Annotated in this window: 20 protein-coding genes; 13 read left to right on the top strand and 7 right to left on the bottom strand. The window is 71.9% G+C overall.

Annotation, left to right across the window (positions count from 1 at the left end):
• Nucleotides 1-49 precede the first annotated feature (49 nt).
• The 3 genes from ACIA5D_RS02560 to ACIA5D_RS02550 are packed head-to-tail and all read left to right on the top strand — an operon-like array spanning nucleotide 50 to nucleotide 2991.
• Nucleotides 50-1240: an ROK family protein gene (locus ACIA5D_RS02560; RefSeq protein WP_396028043.1), complete on the top strand. Its 1191-nt coding sequence runs from the start codon at nucleotides 50-52 to the stop codon at nucleotides 1238-1240.
• A 27-nt stretch (nucleotides 1241-1267) separates the two neighbouring features.
• Nucleotides 1268-2083: an ABC transporter ATP-binding protein gene (locus tag ACIA5D_RS02555; RefSeq protein ID WP_396028042.1), complete on the top strand. Its 816-nt coding sequence runs from the start codon at nucleotides 1268-1270 to the stop codon at nucleotides 2081-2083.
• A 2-nt stretch (nucleotides 2084-2085) separates the two neighbouring features.
• Nucleotides 2086-2991 (top strand): ribokinase, encoded by a 906-nt coding sequence (locus ACIA5D_RS02550; protein WP_396028041.1) that lies wholly within the window; start codon nucleotides 2086-2088, stop codon nucleotides 2989-2991.
• Here ACIA5D_RS02550 and ACIA5D_RS02545 read toward each other — a convergent pair.
• From ACIA5D_RS02545 to ACIA5D_RS02530, 4 genes are all read right to left on the bottom strand, one after another.
• A complete protein-coding gene (locus ACIA5D_RS02545; protein WP_396028040.1) occupies nucleotides 2988-3869 on the bottom strand; it encodes a methyl-accepting chemotaxis protein in 882 nt (293 codons plus the stop codon). The genes ACIA5D_RS02550 and ACIA5D_RS02545 overlap by 4 nt on opposite strands.
• The gene (locus ACIA5D_RS02540; protein WP_396028039.1) at nucleotides 3862-4389 is read right to left on the bottom strand and encodes a PAS domain-containing protein; all 528 of its coding nucleotides are present in this window, start codon (nucleotides 4387-4389) and stop codon (nucleotides 3862-3864) included. Before ACIA5D_RS02540 ends, ACIA5D_RS02545 begins: the two co-directional genes overlap by 8 nt.
• A gap of 67 nt (nucleotides 4390-4456) precedes the next feature.
• Entirely contained in the window at nucleotides 4457-4579 is a 123-nt protein-coding gene (locus tag ACIA5D_RS02535) for a hypothetical protein (RefSeq protein WP_396028038.1), read from the bottom strand.
• A 13-nt stretch (nucleotides 4580-4592) separates the two neighbouring features.
• Nucleotides 4593-5057: a DUF6232 family protein gene (locus ACIA5D_RS02530; protein ID WP_396028037.1), complete on the bottom strand. Its 465-nt coding sequence runs from the start codon at nucleotides 5055-5057 to the stop codon at nucleotides 4593-4595.
• Between the two features lie 140 nt (nucleotides 5058-5197).
• Here ACIA5D_RS02530 and ACIA5D_RS02525 point away from each other — a divergent pair, with 140 nt between their 5' ends.
• The 4 genes from ACIA5D_RS02525 to ACIA5D_RS02510 are packed head-to-tail and all read left to right on the top strand — an operon-like array spanning nucleotide 5198 to nucleotide 9954.
• Nucleotides 5198-5971, top strand: coding sequence for an enoyl-CoA hydratase/isomerase family protein (locus ACIA5D_RS02525; protein ID WP_396028036.1), 774 nt, complete (start codon nucleotides 5198-5200; stop codon nucleotides 5969-5971).
• Nucleotides 5972-6010: 39 nt separating this feature from the next.
• On the top strand, nucleotides 6011-6589 hold the full coding sequence (locus tag ACIA5D_RS02520; protein ID WP_396028035.1) for a hypothetical protein: 579 nt from the start codon (nucleotides 6011-6013) through the stop codon (nucleotides 6587-6589).
• A gap of 27 nt (nucleotides 6590-6616) precedes the next feature.
• Nucleotides 6617-8257, top strand: a complete 1641-nt coding sequence (locus ACIA5D_RS02515; RefSeq protein WP_396028034.1) for an Hsp70 family protein — start codon at nucleotides 6617-6619, stop codon at nucleotides 8255-8257.
• Nucleotides 8258-8316: 59 nt separating this feature from the next.
• Nucleotides 8317-9954 (top strand): acetolactate synthase, encoded by a 1638-nt coding sequence (locus ACIA5D_RS02510; protein WP_396028033.1) that lies wholly within the window; start codon nucleotides 8317-8319, stop codon nucleotides 9952-9954.
• Here the strand turns inward: ACIA5D_RS02510 and ACIA5D_RS02505 are convergent, their stop codons facing one another.
• The 3 genes from ACIA5D_RS02505 to ACIA5D_RS02495 are packed head-to-tail and all read right to left on the bottom strand — an operon-like array spanning nucleotide 9955 to nucleotide 11023.
• On the bottom strand, nucleotides 9955-10299 hold the full coding sequence (locus tag ACIA5D_RS02505; protein WP_396028032.1) for a PLDc N-terminal domain-containing protein: 345 nt from the start codon (nucleotides 10297-10299) through the stop codon (nucleotides 9955-9957). It abuts the gene before it with no gap.
• Nucleotides 10300-10337: 38 nt separating this feature from the next.
• Nucleotides 10338-10640 (bottom strand): DUF202 domain-containing protein, encoded by a 303-nt coding sequence (locus tag ACIA5D_RS02500; RefSeq protein WP_396028031.1) that lies wholly within the window; start codon nucleotides 10638-10640, stop codon nucleotides 10338-10340.
• A complete protein-coding gene (locus ACIA5D_RS02495) occupies nucleotides 10637-11023 on the bottom strand; it encodes a YidH family protein (protein WP_396028030.1) in 387 nt (128 codons plus the stop codon). The genes ACIA5D_RS02500 and ACIA5D_RS02495 overlap by 4 nt, the downstream gene beginning before the upstream one ends.
• Nucleotides 11024-11375: 352 nt before the next feature.
• Here ACIA5D_RS02495 and ACIA5D_RS02490 point away from each other — a divergent pair, with 352 nt between their 5' ends.
• The 6 genes from ACIA5D_RS02490 to ligA all read left to right on the top strand — a co-directional run bounded on the left by ACIA5D_RS02490 (nucleotide 11376) and on the right by ligA (nucleotide 19034).
• Nucleotides 11376-12155, top strand: coding sequence for an electron transfer flavoprotein subunit beta/FixA family protein (locus tag ACIA5D_RS02490; protein ID WP_396028029.1), 780 nt, complete (start codon nucleotides 11376-11378; stop codon nucleotides 12153-12155).
• Between the two features lie 13 nt (nucleotides 12156-12168).
• Complete coding sequence (locus ACIA5D_RS02485) at nucleotides 12169-13128, top strand: electron transfer flavoprotein subunit alpha/FixB family protein (RefSeq protein ID WP_396028028.1); 960 nt, start codon at nucleotides 12169-12171, stop codon at nucleotides 13126-13128.
• 80 nt (nucleotides 13129-13208) lie between these two features.
• Nucleotides 13209-14384 (top strand): cysteine desulfurase family protein, encoded by a 1176-nt coding sequence (locus ACIA5D_RS02480; RefSeq protein WP_396028027.1) that lies wholly within the window; start codon nucleotides 13209-13211, stop codon nucleotides 14382-14384.
• A gap of 52 nt (nucleotides 14385-14436) precedes the next feature.
• Complete coding sequence (mnmA, locus tag ACIA5D_RS02475; RefSeq protein WP_396028026.1) at nucleotides 14437-15639, top strand: tRNA 2-thiouridine(34) synthase MnmA; 1203 nt, start codon at nucleotides 14437-14439, stop codon at nucleotides 15637-15639.
• Nucleotides 15632-16630, top strand: coding sequence for a methionine synthase (locus ACIA5D_RS02470; RefSeq protein ID WP_396028025.1), 999 nt, complete (start codon nucleotides 15632-15634; stop codon nucleotides 16628-16630). Before mnmA ends, ACIA5D_RS02470 begins: the two co-directional genes overlap by 8 nt.
• A 157-nt stretch (nucleotides 16631-16787) precedes the next feature.
• Nucleotides 16788-19034: an NAD-dependent DNA ligase LigA gene (gene ligA / locus ACIA5D_RS02465; RefSeq protein ID WP_396028024.1), complete on the top strand. Its 2247-nt coding sequence runs from the start codon at nucleotides 16788-16790 to the stop codon at nucleotides 19032-19034.
• Nucleotides 19035-19061: the final 27 nt, after the last annotated feature.

The following is a 19061-nucleotide window of genomic DNA, read 5'->3' as shown; positions in this document are numbered from 1 at the left end:
GGCACGGTAACCTAACTGGAAACAATCTTAAATACTAGGGGTAGTAGACATGGCCGCCACCCGCCTTCCGGGCACACCTCGGCTGCTGCGTGCACTCAACGACCGCGCGGCCCTGGAGCTGCTGCTCGCCCGGGGTCCGCTGACCCGTGCGCAGCTCGGCGAGATGACCGGCCTCAGCAAGGTCACCGCCTCCCAGCTCGTCGAGCGCCTCGAGCAGCGCGGCCTGGTGCGCCGCGTCGGCGAGCAGGCCGGCGGTCGCGGGCCCAACGCGCAGCTCTACGCCGTCACTCCCGGTAGCGCCCACGTGATCGGCGTCGACGTCGGCCCCGAGCGCGTCGTCGCCGCCTGCGCCGACATCACCGGCGCGATCGTGAGCCGCGTCGAGCAGTCCACCAAGGACACTGACGACCCGGTCGGCGTCGTGCACAACGCGGTGGTCCAGGCCGCCACCGAGGCCGGCACCGATATGTCTTCCGTCCGGCGGGTCGTGCTCGGCACCCCGGGCCTGGTCGACCCGGAGAGCGGCGAGATCTCCTTCGCCTGGGACCTGCCCCGCTGGCACCGCGGCCTGCTCGACGACCTGCGCCGCGACCTGAGCACCCCGGTCGTCTTCGGCAATGACGTGAACATGGCCGCGCTCGCCGAGCAGAGCACCGGCGCGGCCAAGGGCGCCACCGACTTCGTCCTGATCTGGATCGGCCGCGGCGTCGGCCTCGCCAGCGTCATCGACGGCAAGCTCCACCAGGGCGCGACCGGCGCGGCCGGCGAGATCGGCTATTTGCCGGTGGCCGGCGCCGAGGTGCCCCGCCACCAGGGCAAGCGCTCGCAGAAGGGCGGCGTGCGCGGCGGCTTCCAGACGGTCGCCGGCGCCGACGCGGTCAAGGCGATCGGCAAGAAGTACGGCTTCCGCGGCAACGAGGCGTCCGACGTGATCCGCTCGGCGGTCGCCGCGGGCGAGGCCGGCGACCAGGTGCTCGACGAGCTCGCCGAGCGGCTGGCCCTCGGCGTGGCCGCGACCTGCGTGGTGCTCGACCCGCCACTGGTGGTGCTGGCCGGCGAGGTCAGCCAGGCCGGCGGCCCCGGGCTCGCCGAACGGGTGGAGCGCGAGGTGGCGGCGATCACTCTCGTTACCCCCAAGGTGGTGATCACCGGCGTGGAGTCGGAGCCGGTGCTGCACGGCGCCCTGCACACGGCCCTCGACGCCGTGCGCGACGAGGTGTTCGGGTCGACCACGGGGTAACCGAAGCGCGCGTGATTTGATGGTCCCGTGCTCGAACCCGCCGTGCGAATTCCGCCCCACGACGACACCGTCATCGCCTTCGACCGCGTCAGCGTGATCCGGAGTGGCAACTTCCTGGTCCGCAGCCTCTCCTGGCAGGTGGAGCTGGACGAGCGGTGGGTGGTCCTCGGGCCCAACGGCGCCGGCAAGACGACCCTGCTCAACCTGGCCGCGGGCCGGCTGCACCCGTCCCGCGGCACGGCCTACGTGCTGGGCGAGCGCCTCGGCCGCACCGACGTCAACGAGCTGCGCACCCGCATCGGCCTGTCCACCGGCCAGTTCGGTGAGCGGGTGCCACCCACCGAGCGGGTGATCGACGTCGTGGTCACGGCCGCCTGGTCGGTGGTGGGCCGCTGGCGGGAGTCGTACGACCCGATGGACGAGGCCCGCGCCCGCCAACTGCTCGGCCAGCTCGGCATGGGCGCCCTGCTCGAACGCGAGTTCGGCACCCTCTCCGAGGGCGAGCGCAAGCGCACGCTGATCGCCCGCGCGCTGATGACCGACCCCGAGCTGATGCTGCTCGACGAGCCCAGCGCCGGCCTCGACCTCGGCGGCCGGGAAGACCTGATCGCCCGCCTCACCGACCTGGCGCTCGACCCCGACTCGCCGGCCATGGTGCTGGTCACCCACCACGTCGAGGAGATCCCGCCCGGCTTCACCCACGGCATGCTGCTGCGCGAGGGCACGATCGTCGCCGCCGGCCCGCTCGGCGAGGTGATGACCGCCGACAACCTCACCAAGACCTTCGGCATGCCGCTGGTCGTCGACCGCTTCGGCGACCGCTTCACCGCAAGGGCAGCTTGAGCATGGCTCCTCGCATCGTGGTCGCCGGCAGCGCCAACATGGACCTGGTCGGCATCGCCGAGCGGCTGCCGCTGCCCGGCGAGACCGTGCTCGGCGACGACTTCGTGATGATGCCCGGCGGCAAGGGCGCCAACCAGGCGATCGCCGCGGCCCGGGCCGGCGGCCACGCGGTGTTCCTCGGCGCGATCGGCTCCGACTCGTTCGGCGTGACGCTGAACGCCCGGCTCAACGCGGCCGGAGTCGATACCGCGCACATCCGCACCGCCTACGGCGTCTCCGGCGTCGCCGTGATCATGGTCGATCGCGCCGCGGAGAACTCGATCCTGGTCGCCCCCGGCGCCAACAGCACCTTCAACGACCTGACCGCCGACGAGGAGCGGGTCATCGCCGGCGGCGACGTGCTGCTCTGCCAGCTCGAGATCCCGATCGAGACGGTGGCCGCCGCCTGCAAGGCCGCCCGCGCCGGCGGCACCCGCACGATCCTCAACGCGGCCCCGGCCCGCGAGCTGCCGGCCGACCTGCTGGCCGACGTCGACCTGCTGGTGGTCAACGAGGTCGAGGCCCGAACCATCGCTGGTCAGTCCATCGCCGGCTCGGAAAGCCCCGACATGGCCGCCCTGCTGGCGCTCGTGCCGCGGGTCGTGCTCACCCTGGGTGGCGCCGGCTCCCGCTACGCCGAACGCGACGGCCGCGACGAGACCGTGCCCGCGTTCCCGGTCGAGGCGACCGACACCACCGCGGCCGGCGACGCCTTCACCGCCGCGCTCGCCGTGGCCTGGGGCGAGGGTCGCGACCTGATGGAGGCGGTGCGCTGGGCGAACGCGGCCGGCGCCGCCTGCGTACGCAAGCTCGGCGCCTCGAACGCCCTGCCCACCCGTGACGAGATCGACGAGCTCTACCAAAGTTAGGCCGTGCGGGCCGTCTCCACGAAGCGGCTCACCTCGCCGCGCAGCACCTCGGCCAACTGGGACAGGCCGTCCATCCCGTGCCCGCCGTCGACCGCCGCGGCGATGCCGTTGGTCAGCCCGCTCATCTCGCGGATGCTCTCGGTGACCCGCTCCAGCACCGCGATGGCGTCGGCGGCCACCTCCTGCACCTTGCTGACGTGCCCCATGATCTCGCCGCTCGAGCCGCTGGTCTCGTCGGCCAGCGACTTGACCTCGCCGGCCACCACGCTGAAGCCGAGCCCGGCCTCCCCGGCCCGCGCCGCCTCGATGGTCGCGTTCAGCGCGAGCAGCCGGGTCTGCTTGGCCACCTGGTTGATCAGGTCGACCGCGCTGAGGATCTGGTCGGCCGCCGTGCGCAGCGAGGTCACCGTCTCGAGCCCGTGCTCGGCCTCGGTGACCGCCGCCCGGGCGAAGTCGGCGAGCCCGTTGGCCGAGGCGCCCATCTCGGTGGCGGCCGTGGCCACCTGCTCGGATACCCGCAGCACCGCGTTCTCGAGCTCGTCGGCGAGCCGCATCCGGGCGGCGTTGGCCTCGGCGAGCCGGTCGGCGCTGGCGCTCATCGCCGCGATCGAGGCGGAGATCTGCTCGGCCGCGCCGCGGTAGGCGCCGCGCAGGCCGCGGGTGAGGATGCGCCGGTGGAACCGGCCCTCGGCGGCCGCGGACGAGGCGGCGCCGGCCTCGCGGACGAACGCGTCGCCGATGTCGAGCACGCCGTTCAGCGCGTTGCGGCACTCGACGGCGGCGGCCGAGTCGCCCAGCGGCGGCAGCCGGGCCTCCAGGTCGCCGGCGGCCGCGCGCTTGCAGATGTCCACGATGACGTGCAGCGTCGGCTCATCCATTGGTAACCGCCCAGACGAACTCGTCGTACGTGCGCCCGTCCAGCTCGTCCTGCAGAGCCAGCCAGCCGGCCTCGACCGCGGCGGGCGTGGAGCTCTGCCGGCTCTCGACCGTCCGCACCCGGTCGTAGACCGGCTTGACCGCCGTGATCGACGCCGGCTCCGGCCGCCGCCGGTTCGAGTGGTAGCCGACGTGCCGGCCGACCGCGTCGTACGAGGGGGTGACGTGCGCGAACACCCAGTAGTGCGCGCCATCGGCGGCGAGGTTCAGCACGTACGCGAAGATCTCCTGCCCCTGGCCGATGGTGTCCCAGAGCAGCATGAACACGGCGCGTGGCATCTCAGGGTGCCGGATGAGGTTGTGCGGCTGCCCGAGCGCCTGCTCCTCCGCGAGGGCCGAGATGCGCAGAAAGACCTCATTCGCGTACGTGAGGACGCCGCGCGGATCGGTCTTGGTCACGATGATCTCGTCCACGCCGAACGTGCGCTCTACCCCGGTCGGCCGGATGTGGGTCGCTCGCATGATGCCTAGATCGTCCCGAACGGGCGGGACCAGCGCGGCCGGAACGCCAGAACCGGAGCGGCGGAAATCAGCGGGCGACGCGGCGTGCCCAGAGCACGAGCGGCACCTGCAGCGGCAGCCGCCCGAAGGCGATGGCGAGGAAATGCAGAGTCCCCATGGTGGCCAGCAGCCCCGCGGCGTCCTTTTGCATGAACCGGATGCTACTAGCGAGTAACCCGCGACGGCTCCAGGGCGCGCTGCAGGGCCCGGTAGATCCGGCCGAACCGGGCCGCGTCGGCCGTGCTCAGCAGCAGGACATCGCCGTGCCGGGTGCGACCCCAGATCTCCCGCCGCCGGCTGCCCCGGTCGTAGGACCGGTCCACGCGCTCGAGCAGCACGTCGGCCAGCGGCGCGGCGGCCAGCCCGACCAGGATCCCGCCGCCGACCAGCCCGGCCGTCACCGCGACCGACGCGTGCGCCACCAGCGCTATCCCCACGCCGAGCGCGCCGACCAGGATCGGCAGCAGCATCGCCAGGCCGAGCACGCCTCGTCCGGCGATCGTTCCCCATGACCTGCGCCCGCTGCGATGCCACACCTGGCGCAGTTCCGCCAGGGCGTACTCGCGGCCGTGCATCCGGATCCCGGTCGACGTGATCACGACGTCGCCGTCCCGGTAGTAGGTGGTCATTTACTCTCCGTACCCGTCGTAGGCTTCCGCTTAACCAATGAGGGTTATTCAGGGCGGTGGAGACCGAGGCTTTGACCTGCGGCTTGGTGCAGCTCAAGATAGGCCCTGAATAACCCTCAACACTCAGGGAGGCGTGTTTCGTGGGCGAGTTCGTGACGCTGGAGACCACCGACGGTATCGGCACCATCCGGATCGACCGCCCCCCGATGAATCCTCTCAACACCCAGGTACAGGAAGAGCTCAGAGAGGCCGCGCATTCCGCCGCCGGGTCGACCGAGGTCAAGGCGGTCATCGTGTACGGCGGGGAGAAGGTCTTCGCGGCCGGCGCCGACATCACCGAGTTCACCGAGCTCAGCTACCAGGACATGGCCCTTCGCGCCGGCGCGCTCTCGGGCGCCTTCGACTCCATCGCCCGGATTCCCCAGCCGGTTGTGGCCGCCATCACCGGCTACGCCCTCGGCGGCGGCTGCGAGCTCGCGCTGGCCTGCGACTGGCGAGTGGTGGCCGACGACGCGAAGCTCGGCCAGCCCGAGATCCGGCTGGGCCTCATCCCCGGCGCCGGCGGCACCCAGCGCCTGGCCCGGCTGGTCGGCCCGGCCCGCGCCAAGGATCTGATCTTCTCGGGCCGCATGGTCGACGCCGAGGAGGCGCTGCGCATCGGCCTGGCCGATCGGGTCGCCCCCGCCGCCGAGGTCTACGCCACCGCTCAGGCGCTGGTCCGCCCGTTCGTGACCGGCCCGTCGCTGGCCCTGCGTGCCGCCAAACAGGCGATCGACGCCGGCCTGAGCATGGATCTCGCCTCCGGCCTGGCCCTGGAATCGCAGTTGTTCGCGTCGCTGTTCGCCACCGACGACCGCATCGAGGGCACCACCGCCTTCGTGGCCAAGCGTAAACCCACGTTTACGGGCCGCTGATCTCGCTTCCATCGATCACGTGCCATAAAGTCCGTCGTTGTGGAGTCGTTACCCGCCGCGGGCACGGTGCGCCGCACCGTGCGCGTGGCGGTCGCTCTCGTCGTCGGCCAGGCGCTGCTCTGCGCGCTGATCGGCTGGCTCACCCTCGGCCGCGGCCACGGCTCGGCCGCGACGGTCGACCAGATGGCCGCGCCGCCGGTCCCGGCGCCCACCGCCACCAGCCGGTACGCCACACCGGCCCCGACGGCGGCCACGTCCGCGACCCCGCCGGCGACGGCCGGCCGCAAGACCGCCGACCGCAAGGTCGCCGCGACGCCCTCCCGGGCGAACCCGCCCGCCCTTGATCCGCCCGACCCGCCGGCCCCGGCCCCACCGCCGCCGGCCCCCGCGACCGCCGTTCCTGAGCTGCCTGATCCCACGATCGTGGTCACTACGACCACCGTTCCCGGCCGCGCGCTCGTCCCGCCGATGCCCTCGCCGACCCTCTCCGAGGCGCCCGGCCCGGTCACCGTGGGCGACCGCTGCCTGCCCGAGGGCGCGTTCGCCCGCACCGCCGACGGTGACCTTGTTCGCTGTGTGCGCACGTGGCGTCACCGCTCGCGCTGGAAGATCGTCTAGCGGACGGGACCCCCTAGACTCTCCGTCATGGCCACTGACCCTGGGGGCCCGAAGCGGCACGCCCTCGGCGTGGACTTCGGCACGTCCAACACCGTCGCGGTGGCGCGCTGGCCCGACGGCCGGGCGCGCCCGATCCTGGTCGACGGCTCGCCGTTGCTGCCCTCGGCCGTCTTCGCCGAGACCGGCGGCACCCTGGCCGTGGGCCGCGACGCCGTGCACAGCGCCCGTCTCGATCCGGCCCGCTTCGAGCCCAACCCCAAGCGGCGCATCGACGACGGCCTGGTGCTGCTCGGCGAGCAGGAGTTCCCGGTCGTCGACCTGATCGCGGCCGTGCTGGCCCGGGTCGCCGAGGAATGGCACCGCGCGGTCGGCCCGGTGCGCCCCGACGTGACCCTCACCTGCCCCGCCACCTGGGGCGCGGCCCGCCGCACCCTGCTCGCCGAGGCCGCTGCACGGGCCGGGCTCGAGGACGCCCGCCTGGTCGCCGAGCCGGTCGCGGCCGCCACCTACTTCGCCGAGATCCTCGGCCGCGACGTGCCGATCGGCTCGGTGGTGGTCGTGCACGACTTCGGCGCCGGCACCTTCGACGCCAGCGTGGTCGCCCGCAACTCCGGCGGCTTCGAGGTGATGGCCGTCGACGGGCGCGATGACATCGGCGGCCTCGACGTGGACGCCGCGATCGTCGAGCACCTGCGAACCGACGAGTGGCAGCGCATCCTCGAGCCCACCACGGTCGAGGAACGGCGCGCCCGCCGTCAGCTGTGGGACGACGTGCGGATCGCCAAGGAACGGCTGTCGCGCGCCCAGTCCGCCGACTTCATGGTGCCGCTGCTCGACACCGAGGTCCACCTGACCCGCGACGAGCTGGAACAACTCGCCCGCCCGGTGCTCGACCAGACCGTGCGGGTCACCAAGAACCTGATCGAGTGGGCCGACCTGCCCGAGGGCCGGCTGGCCGGGGTGTTCCTGGTCGGCGGCGCGAGCCGGATCCCGCTGGTGGCCACGCTGCTGCACCGCGAGCTCGGCGAGGCCCCGGTGGCGATCGAGCAGCCCGAGCTGGTGGTGGCCGAGGGCAGCATCCTGGCCGACGCCGCCCTGCTGACCGCGGGTCCGGCCGCGCCCGGCCCCACCGGCGAGCTGAGGCTGGTGTCGCGCGGCCGGCCCGAGACCGAGACCGTACGGGTGGCGGCGGTGACGGCCCGGGTGCCGGGCACGACCGGGTTGCAGCCGGCCGTCGATCCGTGGCCGGATGCCGATCCGGGGCACTGGGTTCCCGACCCCCAGGCCACGGTCGCGACCGCAAAACCGCGTTTCGACGGTGCTCCGCCCGTACGGAAAATGCCGCCGATACCGCCGCCGAGCGATACCCGGGCGATGTCGCCGGTGAAGGCAGTCAGCCGGCCCGTCTCTCCGCCGCCGCAGGCGACGCGGCCCCCGCGCACCCGGCAGGTCACGCAGCGGCCGCCGGCGCCGCCGAAGCGCAAGCCACGACGGCGTCGCGGACGGTTCCTGCGCTTTCTGCAGATCATGCTGGCCACCATCGTGATGATCGTGGTGCCGCTGATCGCGCTGGTGGTGGCCTATGGGTACGGCAACGCGGAGCCGCTGACGGTCGACGCCGAGAACCTCGTGAAGGATCTCGCCCACCTGCTCGGTATCCGAGATTGATTCACCTTTCTGGTACTGGCCGGTAACGTGCACGCGACGGCACGGCGACGGAGGCGGGCATGGCAGAAGTGATCGAGGGCGCCACCATTGAAGGGCATGGCGGCGACCTGGCACTGGCCGCGCTGCGGTCATTCGGGGTGCGCGAGATGTTCACGCTGTCCGGGGGCCACGTGTTCCCGCTCTACGACGCCGCCCACAAGGAAAACTTCCCGATCTTCGACGTACGCCACGAGCAGAGCGCCGTGTTCGCGGCCGAGGCGGTCGCCAAGCTCCAGCGCCGGCCGGGACTCGCGGTGTTGACCGCGGGCCCCGGCGTCACCAACGGCATCTCCGGCCTGACCAGCGCGTTCTTCAACGCCTCGCCGGTGCTCGTGCTCGGCGGCCGGGCGCCGCAGTTCCGCTGGGGCTCGGGCAGCCTCCAGGAATTCGACCACGTGCCGCTGGTCGCCCCGATCACGAAGTACGCCGGCACGGTCGCCGACACCGACGCGATCGCCGGCGAGATCCGCGCCGCGCTCACCTCCGCGCTCACGCCGCACCGCGGGCCGGCCTTCCTCGACCTGCCGCTCGAGGTCGTCTTCTCCAGCGGCGAGGCGGCGGCGCCCGGCGTTCCCGAGGTGCCGGTGCTCGAGGCCGACCCCGATGAGGTCGCACGGGCCGCCGCCCTGCTGGCCGGCGCCGCCCGGCCGGTGATCATCGCGGGCTCCGACGTCTGGGGCGGGGACGCGATCTCTTCGTTGCGGGATGCGGCCGAGGCGCTGCAGATTCCGGTCTTCACCAACGGGATGGGCCGGGGCGCGCTGCCGCCGTCGCATCCGCTCGCCTTCGCCAAGGCACGACGGCCGGCGCTCAACGAGGCCGACGTGGTCTGTGTGATCGGCACGCCACTCGACTTCCGGCTGGGCTTCGGGGATTTCGGCGCGGCTTCCGTGGTGCACATTGTGGACGCGCCTTCGCAGCGGGCCTCGCATGTGACGCCGTCCGCGTCACCGGCCGGCGACCTGCGCCGGATTTTGTCAGATATCGCAGGATTTAACCGAGAAGTCGCTTCGCATGCTGAGTGGATCTCGGGGCTGCGGTCGGCCGAAGACGCCGGGAAGGCCCGCGACGCCGAGGCCATGGCCGCCGAGACCGACCCGATCAAGCCGGCCCGCATCTACGGCGAGCTGCGCAAAGTCCTCGCCTCCGACGCGGTGACCATCGGCGACGGCGGTGACTTCGTCTCGTACGCGGGCCGCTACCTCGAGCCCGCCCAGCCCGGCACCTGGCTCGACCCCGGCCCGTACGGCTGCCTCGGCACCGGCATGGGCTACGCGATGGGCGCCCGGGTCACCTACCCCGACCGGCAGATCTGCGTGCTGCTCGGCGACGGCGCGGCCGGCTTCTCGCTGATGGACGCGGAGTCGCTGGCCCGGCAGAACCTCCCGGTCGTCATGGTGGTCGGCAACAACGGCATCTGGGGCCTCGAGAAGCACCCGATGAACGCCATGTATGGCTACGACGTGGCCGCCGACCTTCAGCCCGGCCTGCGCTACGACGAGGTGGTGCGCGCGCTCGGCGGCGCGGGGGAGACGGTCGAGAAGGCGTCCCAGATCGGTCCGGCTCTGACGCGCGCCTTCGACTCGGGCGTCCCCTACCTGGTCAACGTGCTCACCGACCCGGCCGACGCCTACCCCCGCAGCTCGAACCTCGCGTGACTAGCTTTCCTCTTCTCTCTTCTTGAAGTCTTTCTCCCACTGCGCGAGCGTCTCGCGGTCCTTGCGGGACTGCTCGGTGTCCATCGAACGCAGGAACTCGGGATCGTCGTCCGGTGAGGACGGGCGCGCCTTGGTCCGTCGGATCGGCGTGCCTTCCCGCGGCGCGGCCGTTTGTCTGCCCCACAGGAAGTAGGAGATCGGCCCCAGCAGCGGGACCAGCAGGATCAGCAGCACCCAGAGGAGGCGCGGCGCATTGCGGACCCGCTCGGCCGACAAAACGCTGATCAACGCCAGCACGAAGAGGACCAGCTGCACGGCAGCCAGAAAGATGAACAACCGGACCATAGAGCAATGATGACTCGGCCGGAGCATTCCGGCGACGATCAGAGCATGACAACCAGCCCGCCGAGGACCGCAAACGCCGTCACGAGCAGCGCATAGGCGGGAATCACCCGCCGGCCGGGTCTTGGCGGGAGGCTGCGCAGGCCGTGCGCCCGGCGGTAGGCGAGGGTGATCATCGCTACCCAGGCGGCCATGGCGGCCGAGGCGGCCAGCCAGGCGACGATGCCGGCGTCGGGGTGGACGGCCGGGCGGGCGGCGAGCAGGCCGACGGCGGTCGCCGACAATCCGGTACGCCGCCAGGCCATCCTCGTGCGCTCGGCGGACGCTCCCGGATCCACGCTCATTGCGCGGCCTTGATGATCACCGCGGCGGCGAGCAGCAGCGCTCCCGCGGCCACCGCCAGCGCGAGGATCGCCGGGAACTTGGAGCCCGGCAGCTCCTGCCCCAGCCGCATGGCCCGCTCGGTGCGCGCCCAGTGGTCGACGGCGCGCAACGCCACCATGCCGCCGAGCACGATCAGGGCGATCGCGATGATCTCGCGCAGATGCGCGACGCCCAGCACGGGCAGGAACTGCGCGCAGGCCAGGCCGCCGGCGATCAGCGCGAGGCCGGTGCGGATCCAGGCCAGGAAGGTGCGCTCGTTGGCGAGGGAGAAGCGATAGTCGGGCGTACGGCCGACGGTCGGCTGCTTCTCGGGGTCGAACCACTGCCGCAGCGCACCGAACACCGGTTGATTATCGACCTGATGGGTCAAGAAGGCGTGCCCAGATCATGCGGACTTCGTCACTGACGCGGGCCTCGCGCAGGTGACCGCATGTGCACCACCGCGACTCCGTACCGCGGCGGCGATGGGACTCCGGCGCGGGCGCGAACATCCGTGGTGGAGTATGGGTGGCGGGCGGCTTGAGCCCGTCGAGCAGCGTCGTGATTTGGCCGGACATATGCGACACCTCCGGTGCCCATCATGGTGAGGTGTGTCACTCTCAGTGGCTGTCACGCACAAGCTACTGACGGGTAACCTTCGGGGTGGCGGTCCGACCGCAACGGTGCGTTCACAACAGGAGGGTCGACGTAGCGCGATGAACATCGTCGTTTTGGTGAAGCAGGTGCCCGACTCCGGTGCTTCGCGTGAATTGGACGCGGGCGATTACACCGTCGAGCGGGCCTCGGCGAACAACGTCATCAACGAGATGGACGAGTACGCCATCGAGGAGGCGTTGAAGATCAAAGAGGCGCACGGCGGCGAGGTCACGGTGCTGACCATGGGTCCCGCCACCGCGACCGAGTCGATCCGCAAGGCGCTGTCGATGGGCCCCGACAAGGCGGTCCACGTGACCGACGACGCGCTGCACGGCTCGTGTGCGGTGTCCACCTCCAAGGTCCTCGCCGCGGCCCTGAGCACGTTGAACGCCGACCTGATCCTCTGCGGCTCCGAGTCCACCGACGGACGCGTGCAGGTGATGCCGCACATGCTCGCCGAGCGCCTCGGCATCGCGGCCCTGACGGGCGCGCGGAAGCTCACGGTGGACGGCTCGCAGCTGACCGCCGAGCGGCAGACCGATGAGGGCTACGAGGTCGTCACCGCGGCCACCCCGGCCGTCGTGAGCGTCTGGGACACCATCAACGAGCCGCGCTACCCGTCCTTCAAGGGCATCATGGCCGCCAAGAAGAAGCCGGTGCAGACCCTTTCGCTGGCCGACCTCGGCGTCTCCGCGGACGAGGTCGGCGCGGCCGGCGCGAGCAGCCAGGTGCTGTCGTTCGCTCCGCGTCCGCCGCGGTCCGGCGGCACCAAGGTCACCGACGAAGGCGACGGCGGCACCCAGCTGGTCGCGTACCTGGCCACCGAGAAGTTTGTCTGAGAGGGGATTCGCCATGGCTGAGGTTCTGGTCGTCGTCGAGGCCTCCCAGGCCGCCGGCGTCAAGAAGGTCACGCTCGAGATGCTGACGATCGCCCGCACGCTGGGCGAGCCATCCGCGGTCGTCCTGGGCGGCGAGGGCGCGGCCGCCGCATTCGCCGAAAAACTTGGCGAGTACGGCGCCGCGAAGGTCTACGCCGGCGAGGGCGGCGAGGTCGACGGCTACCTGGTCGCCCCCAAGGCCACGGTGCTGGCCGAGCTGGTCAAGCGCGTGCAGCCGGCCGCGGTGCTGCTGGCCTCCACCCAGGAGGGCAAGGAGATCGCCGGCCGTCTGGCCGTCAAACTGGACAACGGACTGCTGACCGACGCCGTGGCGGTCGACGCGGACGGCACCGCGACCCAGGCGATCTTCGCCGGTTCCGCCACGGTGAAATCCAAGGTCACCCGCGGCCTGCCGATCATCACGATCCGCCCCAACTCCACCACCCCGACTCCGGCGCCGGCGTCCGCGTCGGTCGAGCAGCTCACCGTTGCGGTCTCGGATGCCGACAAGCTCACCAAGGTGGTCGAGCGGGTGGCCGAGAAGAAGGGTTCCCGCCCCGAGCTGACCGAGGCCTCGGTCGTGGTCGCCGGCGGCCGCGGCGTCGGCAACGCCGACAACTTCAAGCTCGTGGAGGAACTGGCCGACCTGTTGGGCGGCGCCGTGGGCGCTTCCCGCGCCGCGGTCGACTCCGGCTTCTACCCCCACCAGTTCCAGGTGGGCCAGACCGGTAAGACCGTCTCCCCGCAGCTGTATGTCGCCCTGGGCATCTCCGGCGCGATCCAGCACCGCGCCGGCATGCAGACCTCGAAGACCATCGTGGCCGTCAACAAGGACGCCGAGGCCCCCATCTTCGAGCTGGCCGACTACGGCGTCGTGGGCGACCTGTTCAAGGTCGTGCCGCAGGCCGCCGACGAGATCCGCAAGCGGAAGTAACCACTACTCGAGGCTGGTGGGCCGGGGTGGTCTCCTCGCGCGGAGACCACCCCGGCCCATAGGCATAAGCTTGGCGACTGATGGCCTACCTGGATCACGCGGCGACCACGCCGATGCTTGCGGAAGCGCTGGACGCCTACATCTCCGCCGCCCGCGACGTCGGCAACCCTTCCTCCCTGCATGCCGCCGGCCGCTGCGCCCGCCGCATCGTCGAGGAATCCCGCGAGCGCATCGCCGCCGCCCTGAATGCCCGCCCTTCCGAGATCATCTTCACCAGCGGCGGAACCGAAAGCGACAACCTGGCCACGAAGGGCATCTTCTGGGCGCAGCGCTCGCTTTCCCTGAACCGCACCCGCGTCATCGCCTCGTCGGTCGAGCACCACGCTGTCCTGGACGCCGTGGACTGGCTGGCCACCCACGAGGGCGCGACGGTCGACCTCCTGCCGGTCGACGAGCGCGGATGCGTGACCCCCGAGACCCTCGGTGCTCTCCTCGATCGCTACCGGGACGAGATCGCCGTGGTCAGCGTGCAGTGGGCCAACAACGAGGTGGGCACCATCCAGCCGATCTACGAGCTGGCGAAGATGGCCGCCGAGGCGGGCATCCCCTTCCACACCGACGCGGTCCAGGCCGTCGGCGCCATCCCCGTCGACTTCGCCGCCAGCGGCGCCGCGGCGATGACCGTCACCGGCCACAAGCTGGGCGGCCCGGTGGGGGTGGGCGCTCTTCTTCTGGGCCGGGACGTCCCCTGCACCCCGCTTCTCCACGGCGGCGGCCAGGAACGGGACGTCCGCTCCGGCACCCTCGACACCCCCGGCGTGGCGGCCTTCGCGGTAGCCGTCGAGATGTCCGTCAAGGCCCAGCAGGACAACGCGACCCGCGTCGGCGCCCTCCGGGACGACCTGATCGCCCGAATCCTCGAGGTGGTCCCCGACGCCGTTTACAACGGCGCAACCGACGACCGGCTCCCCGGGAACGCGCACTTCAGCTTCCCCGGCTGCGAGGGCGACGCCCTCCTGCTGCTCCTCGACGCCCAGGGAATTGCCTGTTCCACCGGCTCCGCCTGCTCGGCGGGAGTGGCCCAGCCCAGCCACGTCCTGCTGGCCATGGGCGCCGACGACGACCGGGCCCGCTCGTCGCTGCGCTTCACGCTCGGCCACACCAGCACGGCCGAAGACGTCGACGCTCTGCTCGCCGCGCTGCCCGGCGCGGTCGAGCGGGCGCGGCGGGCAACCACCTGGAAGACCAAGCGCTAGCTGGCACCGCCGCGCTCACCGAGTGCTCCGCGGCGGCGGATACGATTGCCGCATGCGAGTACTAGCGGCCATGTCAGGCGGGGTCGATTCCGCCGTTGCCGCCGCGCGCGCCCACGACGCCGGCCACGACGTCACCGGGGTGCATCTGGCGCTGGCGCGTAACCCCCAGACGTATCGGACGGGTGCGCGAGGCTGCTGCACGCTGGAAGACTCCCGCGACGCGCGGCGCGCCGCCGACGTGATCGGCATCCCCTTCTACGTGTGGGACATGGCCGACCAGTTCCACGAGAGCGTCGTCGACGACTTCGTGGCCGAATACGCGGCCGGCCGTACGCCGAACCCCTGCCTGCGCTGCAACGAAAAGATCAAGTTCACGGCCGTGCTCGATCGGGCAGTGGCCCTGGGCTTCGACGCGGTCGTCACCGGCCACCACGCCCGCCTCGGCGACGACGGCATGCTGCGCCGCAGCGTCGACGACGGCAAAGACCAGTCCTATGTGCTGGCCGTGCTGACCCGCGCCCAGCTCGACCGGGCCGTCTTCCCGCTGGGCGACTCGACGAAGGCGCAGGTGCGCTCCGAGGCCGCCGAGCGGGGCCTGGCCGTGGCCGACAAGCCCGACTCGCACGACATCTGCTTCATCGCCGACGGCGACACCCGGGGCTTCCTCGAGCGCCGGCTGGGCTCGGCGCCCGGCGACATCGTCGATGCGCGTACGGGCGAGGCGATCGGCACCCACAACGGGGCGTACGCGTACACGATCGGCCAGCGCAAGGGCCTCGACCTGCGCGTGCCGGCCCCCGACGGCCGCCCGCGGTACGTCCTGTCCATCACGCCGAAGACCAACACCGTCACGGTCGGCCCGCGCGAGGCCCTCGCCGTCGACGTGGTGACCGCGAACAAGGTGATCTGGCACGGCGCCCCGACACCGGTCGAGTGCGACGTGCAGCTGCGCGCACACGGCGAGGTGGTCCCCGCCGAGGTGACCATCGAGGGCGACACGCTGACGGCCCGGCTGCGCGAGCCGGCCCGGGGCGTGGCGGCCGGCCAGGCGATCGTGGCCTACCGGCGCGACGAGGCCGGCGACGTCGTCCTCGGTTCGGCCACCATCACCGCCGGCGTGTCCTCAGCCGAGCTCGAGCCCGCCGGCGTGTTCTCCGCCGAGCCCGAGCCCGCCGGCGTGTTCTCCGCCGAGCCCGAGCCCGCCGGCGTGTTCTCCGCCGAGCCCGAGCCCGTGGGCGGGGTGGCCCGTGCCTGAGTTCCCATGGCCGGCCGGCGCGGCCACCGGCATCGGGTCGCTGCCCGGCACCGACGCGGCCGAGGCCCAGCGCATCGTGTTCGGCGAGCTGCCCGGGCTGCCGCACCTGCCCGAGCTGCCCGCCCGCGGTCCCGGCGCCGACGTCATCGGCCGCAGCGCGGGCTTCCTCGTGGAGCTGCCTGTGCAGCTTTACGCCGGCCGCTGGCAGATGTCGCCGCGCCCCGGCAAAGACATGCGCCGCACGGCCGACCTGCTCGAGCGCGACCTCGACGAGATGACCGCGCAGGGCGACGATTTCGCCGGCACGTTCAAGGTGCAGTCGGCCGGCCCGTGGACCCTGGCCGCCTCGATCGAGCTGCAGCTCGGCGGCCGGGTGCTGCGCGACCCCGGCGCCGTGCGCGACCTCACCGACTCGCTGGCCGAGGGCCTGCGCCGGCACGTCGACGACGTCCGCAAGCGGCTGCCGCGGGCGACCATCCTGCTCCAGCTCGACGAGCCGTCCCTGCCGTCCGTGCTCGCCGGCGAGGTGCCGACCGAGAGCGGCCTGGGCGCATACCGCGCCGTCAACGCCCCCGACGCCGCCACCGCGCTACGCACCGTGGTAGAGCTCGCCGGGGCACCCGTTGTCGCGCATTGCTGTGCTGCGGCCGTACCCCTGCAGGTCTTTCGTGACTCGCAGGCCGCGGCCATCGCTCTCGACCTTGCGCTGCTGAAAGATCTCGACCCGCTGGGCGAGGCGATCGAGGCCGGCCTCGGCCTCTTCGCCGGCGCCGCACCCACCCACCCGCCCGCCGACGGGCGACCACTCACCGGCAAGCAGGTGGCCGAGTGCGTGACCAAGCTGTGGACGCGACTGGGCTTCGCCACCGCACGCTTGCCCGAGCAGGTCGTCGTGACGCCCGCGTGCGGCCTGGCGGGGGCGAGCGAGCCCTACGCCCGCGCGGTGCTGGCCGCCTGCCACGAAGCCGGTCGGCGCCTGGCCGAAGCCTGATCCACCGCGGTCTTTCGACGGAACCCGCCGCTGCCTTTCCGGCAGATCTGATGCGGCCCGATGCGCTGGTGGCGGGCCGAAAATGTCGGTGGTGGCGACTACCGTGCCTCTTAGCTCAAGCGAGACGGAGGTTCCGGTGGCCGAGAAGGCGGATGCGATGCGTGACGGTGAGTCCCTGGTCGAGGTCGAGGTGGCCGAGGGCATCGCCGAGGGCCGGCCGACCGCCGAGCAGGAGGCGGCCGCCGGCAAAGATCCGACGTCCGAGGTGAGCGCGCGGCACGCCGAGCTGAGCGACGAGATTCGCGGCCACCAGTACCGGTATTACGTTCTCGACGCGCCGACCGTCTCCGACGCCGACTTCGACCGCCTGCTGCGCGAGCTCGAGGCGATCGAGGAGGAATATCCCGCGCTCCGCACGCCCGACTCGCCCACGCAAAATGTCGGCGGCACGTTTTCCACGACGTTCACGCCGGTCGAACACGCCGAGCGCATGCTCTCGCTCGACAACGTCTTTGACGAGGACGAGTTGGCCGCCTGGTCCGAGCGCACGATCCGCGACGCCGGCGGGCCGACGCAGTTCATCTGCGAGCTCAAGGTCGACGGCCTCGCCATCAACCTGACGTATGAGAAGGGCCGCCTGGTCCGGGGCGCCACCCGCGGCGACGGGCGCACTGGCGAAGACGTCACGTCCAACGTGCGCACGATTCGCGAGATCCCCGAGCGGCTGACCGACGACAACCCGCCCGACCTGCTCGAGGTGCGCGGCGAGATCTACTTCCCGGTCTCGGCCTTCGCCGACCTCAACGCGTCCCTGGTCGAGCAGGGCAAGGCGCCGTTCGCGAATCCGCGCAATGCCGCGGCCGGCAGCCTCCGGCAGAAAGACCCGCGCATCACCGCCTCACGCGGCCTGCGCATGGTGGTGCACGGCATCGGCGCCCGGGTCGGCTTCACCCCGGCCTCGCAGTCGCATGCGTACGAGGCGTTGAAGTCGTGGGGCCTGCCGACCAGCGAGCGGTGGAAGCTGGTCGACGACCTGGCCGGCGTCCGGGACTACATCGCGTACTACGGCGAGCACCGGCACGACGTCGAGCACGAGATCGACGGCGTCGTGGTCAAGGTCGACTCCGTGTCGATCCAGGGCCGGCTCGGCTCGACCAGCCGGGCGCCGCGCTGGGCGATCGCGTACAAATACCCGCCCGAGGAGGTCACCACCAAGCTGCTCGACATCGCGGTGAACGTGGGGCGCACCGGTCGCGTGACGCCGTACGCGATTCTCGAGCCGGTCAAGGTGGCGGGCTCCACGGTCGCGCAGGCGACGCTGCACAACGCGCGCGAGGTCGAGCGCAAGGGCGTGCTGATCGGCGACACGATCGTGCTGCGCAAGGCGGGCGACGTCATCCCCGAGGTGCTCGGCCCCGTCATCGACCTCCGGCCCGCCGACGCGCGCGCCTTCGTGATGCCGACGGAATGCCCGGCCTGCGGCACCACGCTGGCGCCGGCCAAGGAAAGCGACATCGACATCCGCTGCCCCAACACCCGGTCCTGCCCGGCCCAGCTGCGCGAGCGGGTGTTCCACCTGGCCGGGCGGGGCGCGTTCGACATCGAGGTGCTGGGCTACAAGGCGGGTCAGGCCCTTCTCGACTCCGGCGTGATCTCCGACGAGGGTGAGTTGTTCGCGCTCACCGCCGACCAGTTGCGGGAATCGCCGTTCTTCGTGAATCAAGACGGCAGCCTCGGCAGCAACGCGGTGCGCCTGCTCGACAACCTCGAGAAGGCGAAACAGCAGCCGCTGTGGCGGGTGCTGGTGGCGCTGTCGATCCGGCACGTGGGCCCGACCGCCGCGCAGGCGCTGGCCCGCGAGTTCGGCTCGATGGAGGCGATCGAGGAGGTCGTGGCCACGTCGCCGCCCGCCCCCGAGCCGGTCGACGAGGGTGAAGGCGCCGCCAAGCGCAAGGCCAAGGCCGAGCCCGACCCGCTGTCGTCGGTGGAGGGCGTCGGCCCGACGATCGCCGAGAGCCTGCGCGAGTGGTTCACGGTCGACTGGCACCGCGAGATCGTGCGCAGGTGGCGCGAGGCCGGCGTCCGCATGGCCGACGAGCGGGTCGACGAGGGCCCGCGTCCGCTGGAGGGCATGACCGTGGTGGTCACCGGCACTCTGTCCACGCATTCGCGCGACCAGGCCACCGAGGCGGTCACGAGCCGGGGCGGCAAGGTCAGCGGCTCGGTCTCCAAGAAGACGGCCTTCGTGGTGGTCGGCGACAATCCGGGCAGCAAGTACGACAAGGCGCTCTCGCTGAAGGTCCCGGTCCTCGACGAGGCGGGCTTCGCGGTCCTGCTCGCCGACGGTCCCGACGCGGCGCGAGCGGTTGCCGAGATGGCGCCGGAGGCCCCGGCCGAAAGCTGAGGCCCCGTCCCACGTCACCCGAATGGA

This window comes from Actinoplanes sp. NPDC051513 (assembly GCF_044454685.1).
Classification (GTDB): domain Bacteria; phylum Actinomycetota; class Actinomycetes; order Mycobacteriales; family Micromonosporaceae; genus Actinoplanes.
Note: the sequence above shows the minus strand (reverse complement) of the source record. Positions and strands in the feature narration are given on the sequence as shown.

Coding starts and splice junctions, on each gene's coding strand:
- ACIA5D_RS02560 (WP_396028043.1), top strand. CDS start 50: ATGGCCGCCACCCGCCTTCCGGGCACACCTCGGCTGCTGCGTGCACTC.
- ACIA5D_RS02550 (WP_396028041.1), top strand. CDS start 2,086: ATGGCTCCTCGCATCGTGGTCGCCGGCAGCGCCAACATGGACCTGGTC.
- ACIA5D_RS02545 (WP_396028040.1), bottom strand. CDS start 3,869: ATGGATGAGCCGACGCTGCACGTCATCGTGGACATCTGCAAGCGCGCG.
- ACIA5D_RS02540 (WP_396028039.1), bottom strand. CDS start 4,389: ATGCGAGCGACCCACATCCGGCCGACCGGGGTAGAGCGCACGTTCGGC.
- ACIA5D_RS02535 (WP_396028038.1), bottom strand. CDS start 4,579: ATGCAAAAGGACGCCGCGGGGCTGCTGGCCACCATGGGGACTCTGCAT.
- ACIA5D_RS02530 (WP_396028037.1), bottom strand. CDS start 5,057: ATGACCACCTACTACCGGGACGGCGACGTCGTGATCACGTCGACCGGG.
- ACIA5D_RS02515 (WP_396028034.1), top strand. CDS start 6,617: ATGGCCACTGACCCTGGGGGCCCGAAGCGGCACGCCCTCGGCGTGGAC.
- ACIA5D_RS02510 (WP_396028033.1), top strand. CDS start 8,317: ATGGCAGAAGTGATCGAGGGCGCCACCATTGAAGGGCATGGCGGCGAC.
- ACIA5D_RS02505 (WP_396028032.1), bottom strand. CDS start 10,299: ATGGTCCGGTTGTTCATCTTTCTGGCTGCCGTGCAGCTGGTCCTCTTC.
- ACIA5D_RS02500 (WP_396028031.1), bottom strand. CDS start 10,640: ATGAGCGTGGATCCGGGAGCGTCCGCCGAGCGCACGAGGATGGCCTGG.
- ACIA5D_RS02490 (WP_396028029.1), top strand. CDS start 11,376: ATGAACATCGTCGTTTTGGTGAAGCAGGTGCCCGACTCCGGTGCTTCG.
- ACIA5D_RS02485 (WP_396028028.1), top strand. CDS start 12,169: ATGGCTGAGGTTCTGGTCGTCGTCGAGGCCTCCCAGGCCGCCGGCGTC.
- ACIA5D_RS02480 (WP_396028027.1), top strand. CDS start 13,209: ATGGCCTACCTGGATCACGCGGCGACCACGCCGATGCTTGCGGAAGCG.
- mnmA (WP_396028026.1), top strand. CDS start 14,437: ATGCGAGTACTAGCGGCCATGTCAGGCGGGGTCGATTCCGCCGTTGCC.
- ligA (WP_396028024.1), top strand. CDS start 16,788: ATGCGTGACGGTGAGTCCCTGGTCGAGGTCGAGGTGGCCGAGGGCATC.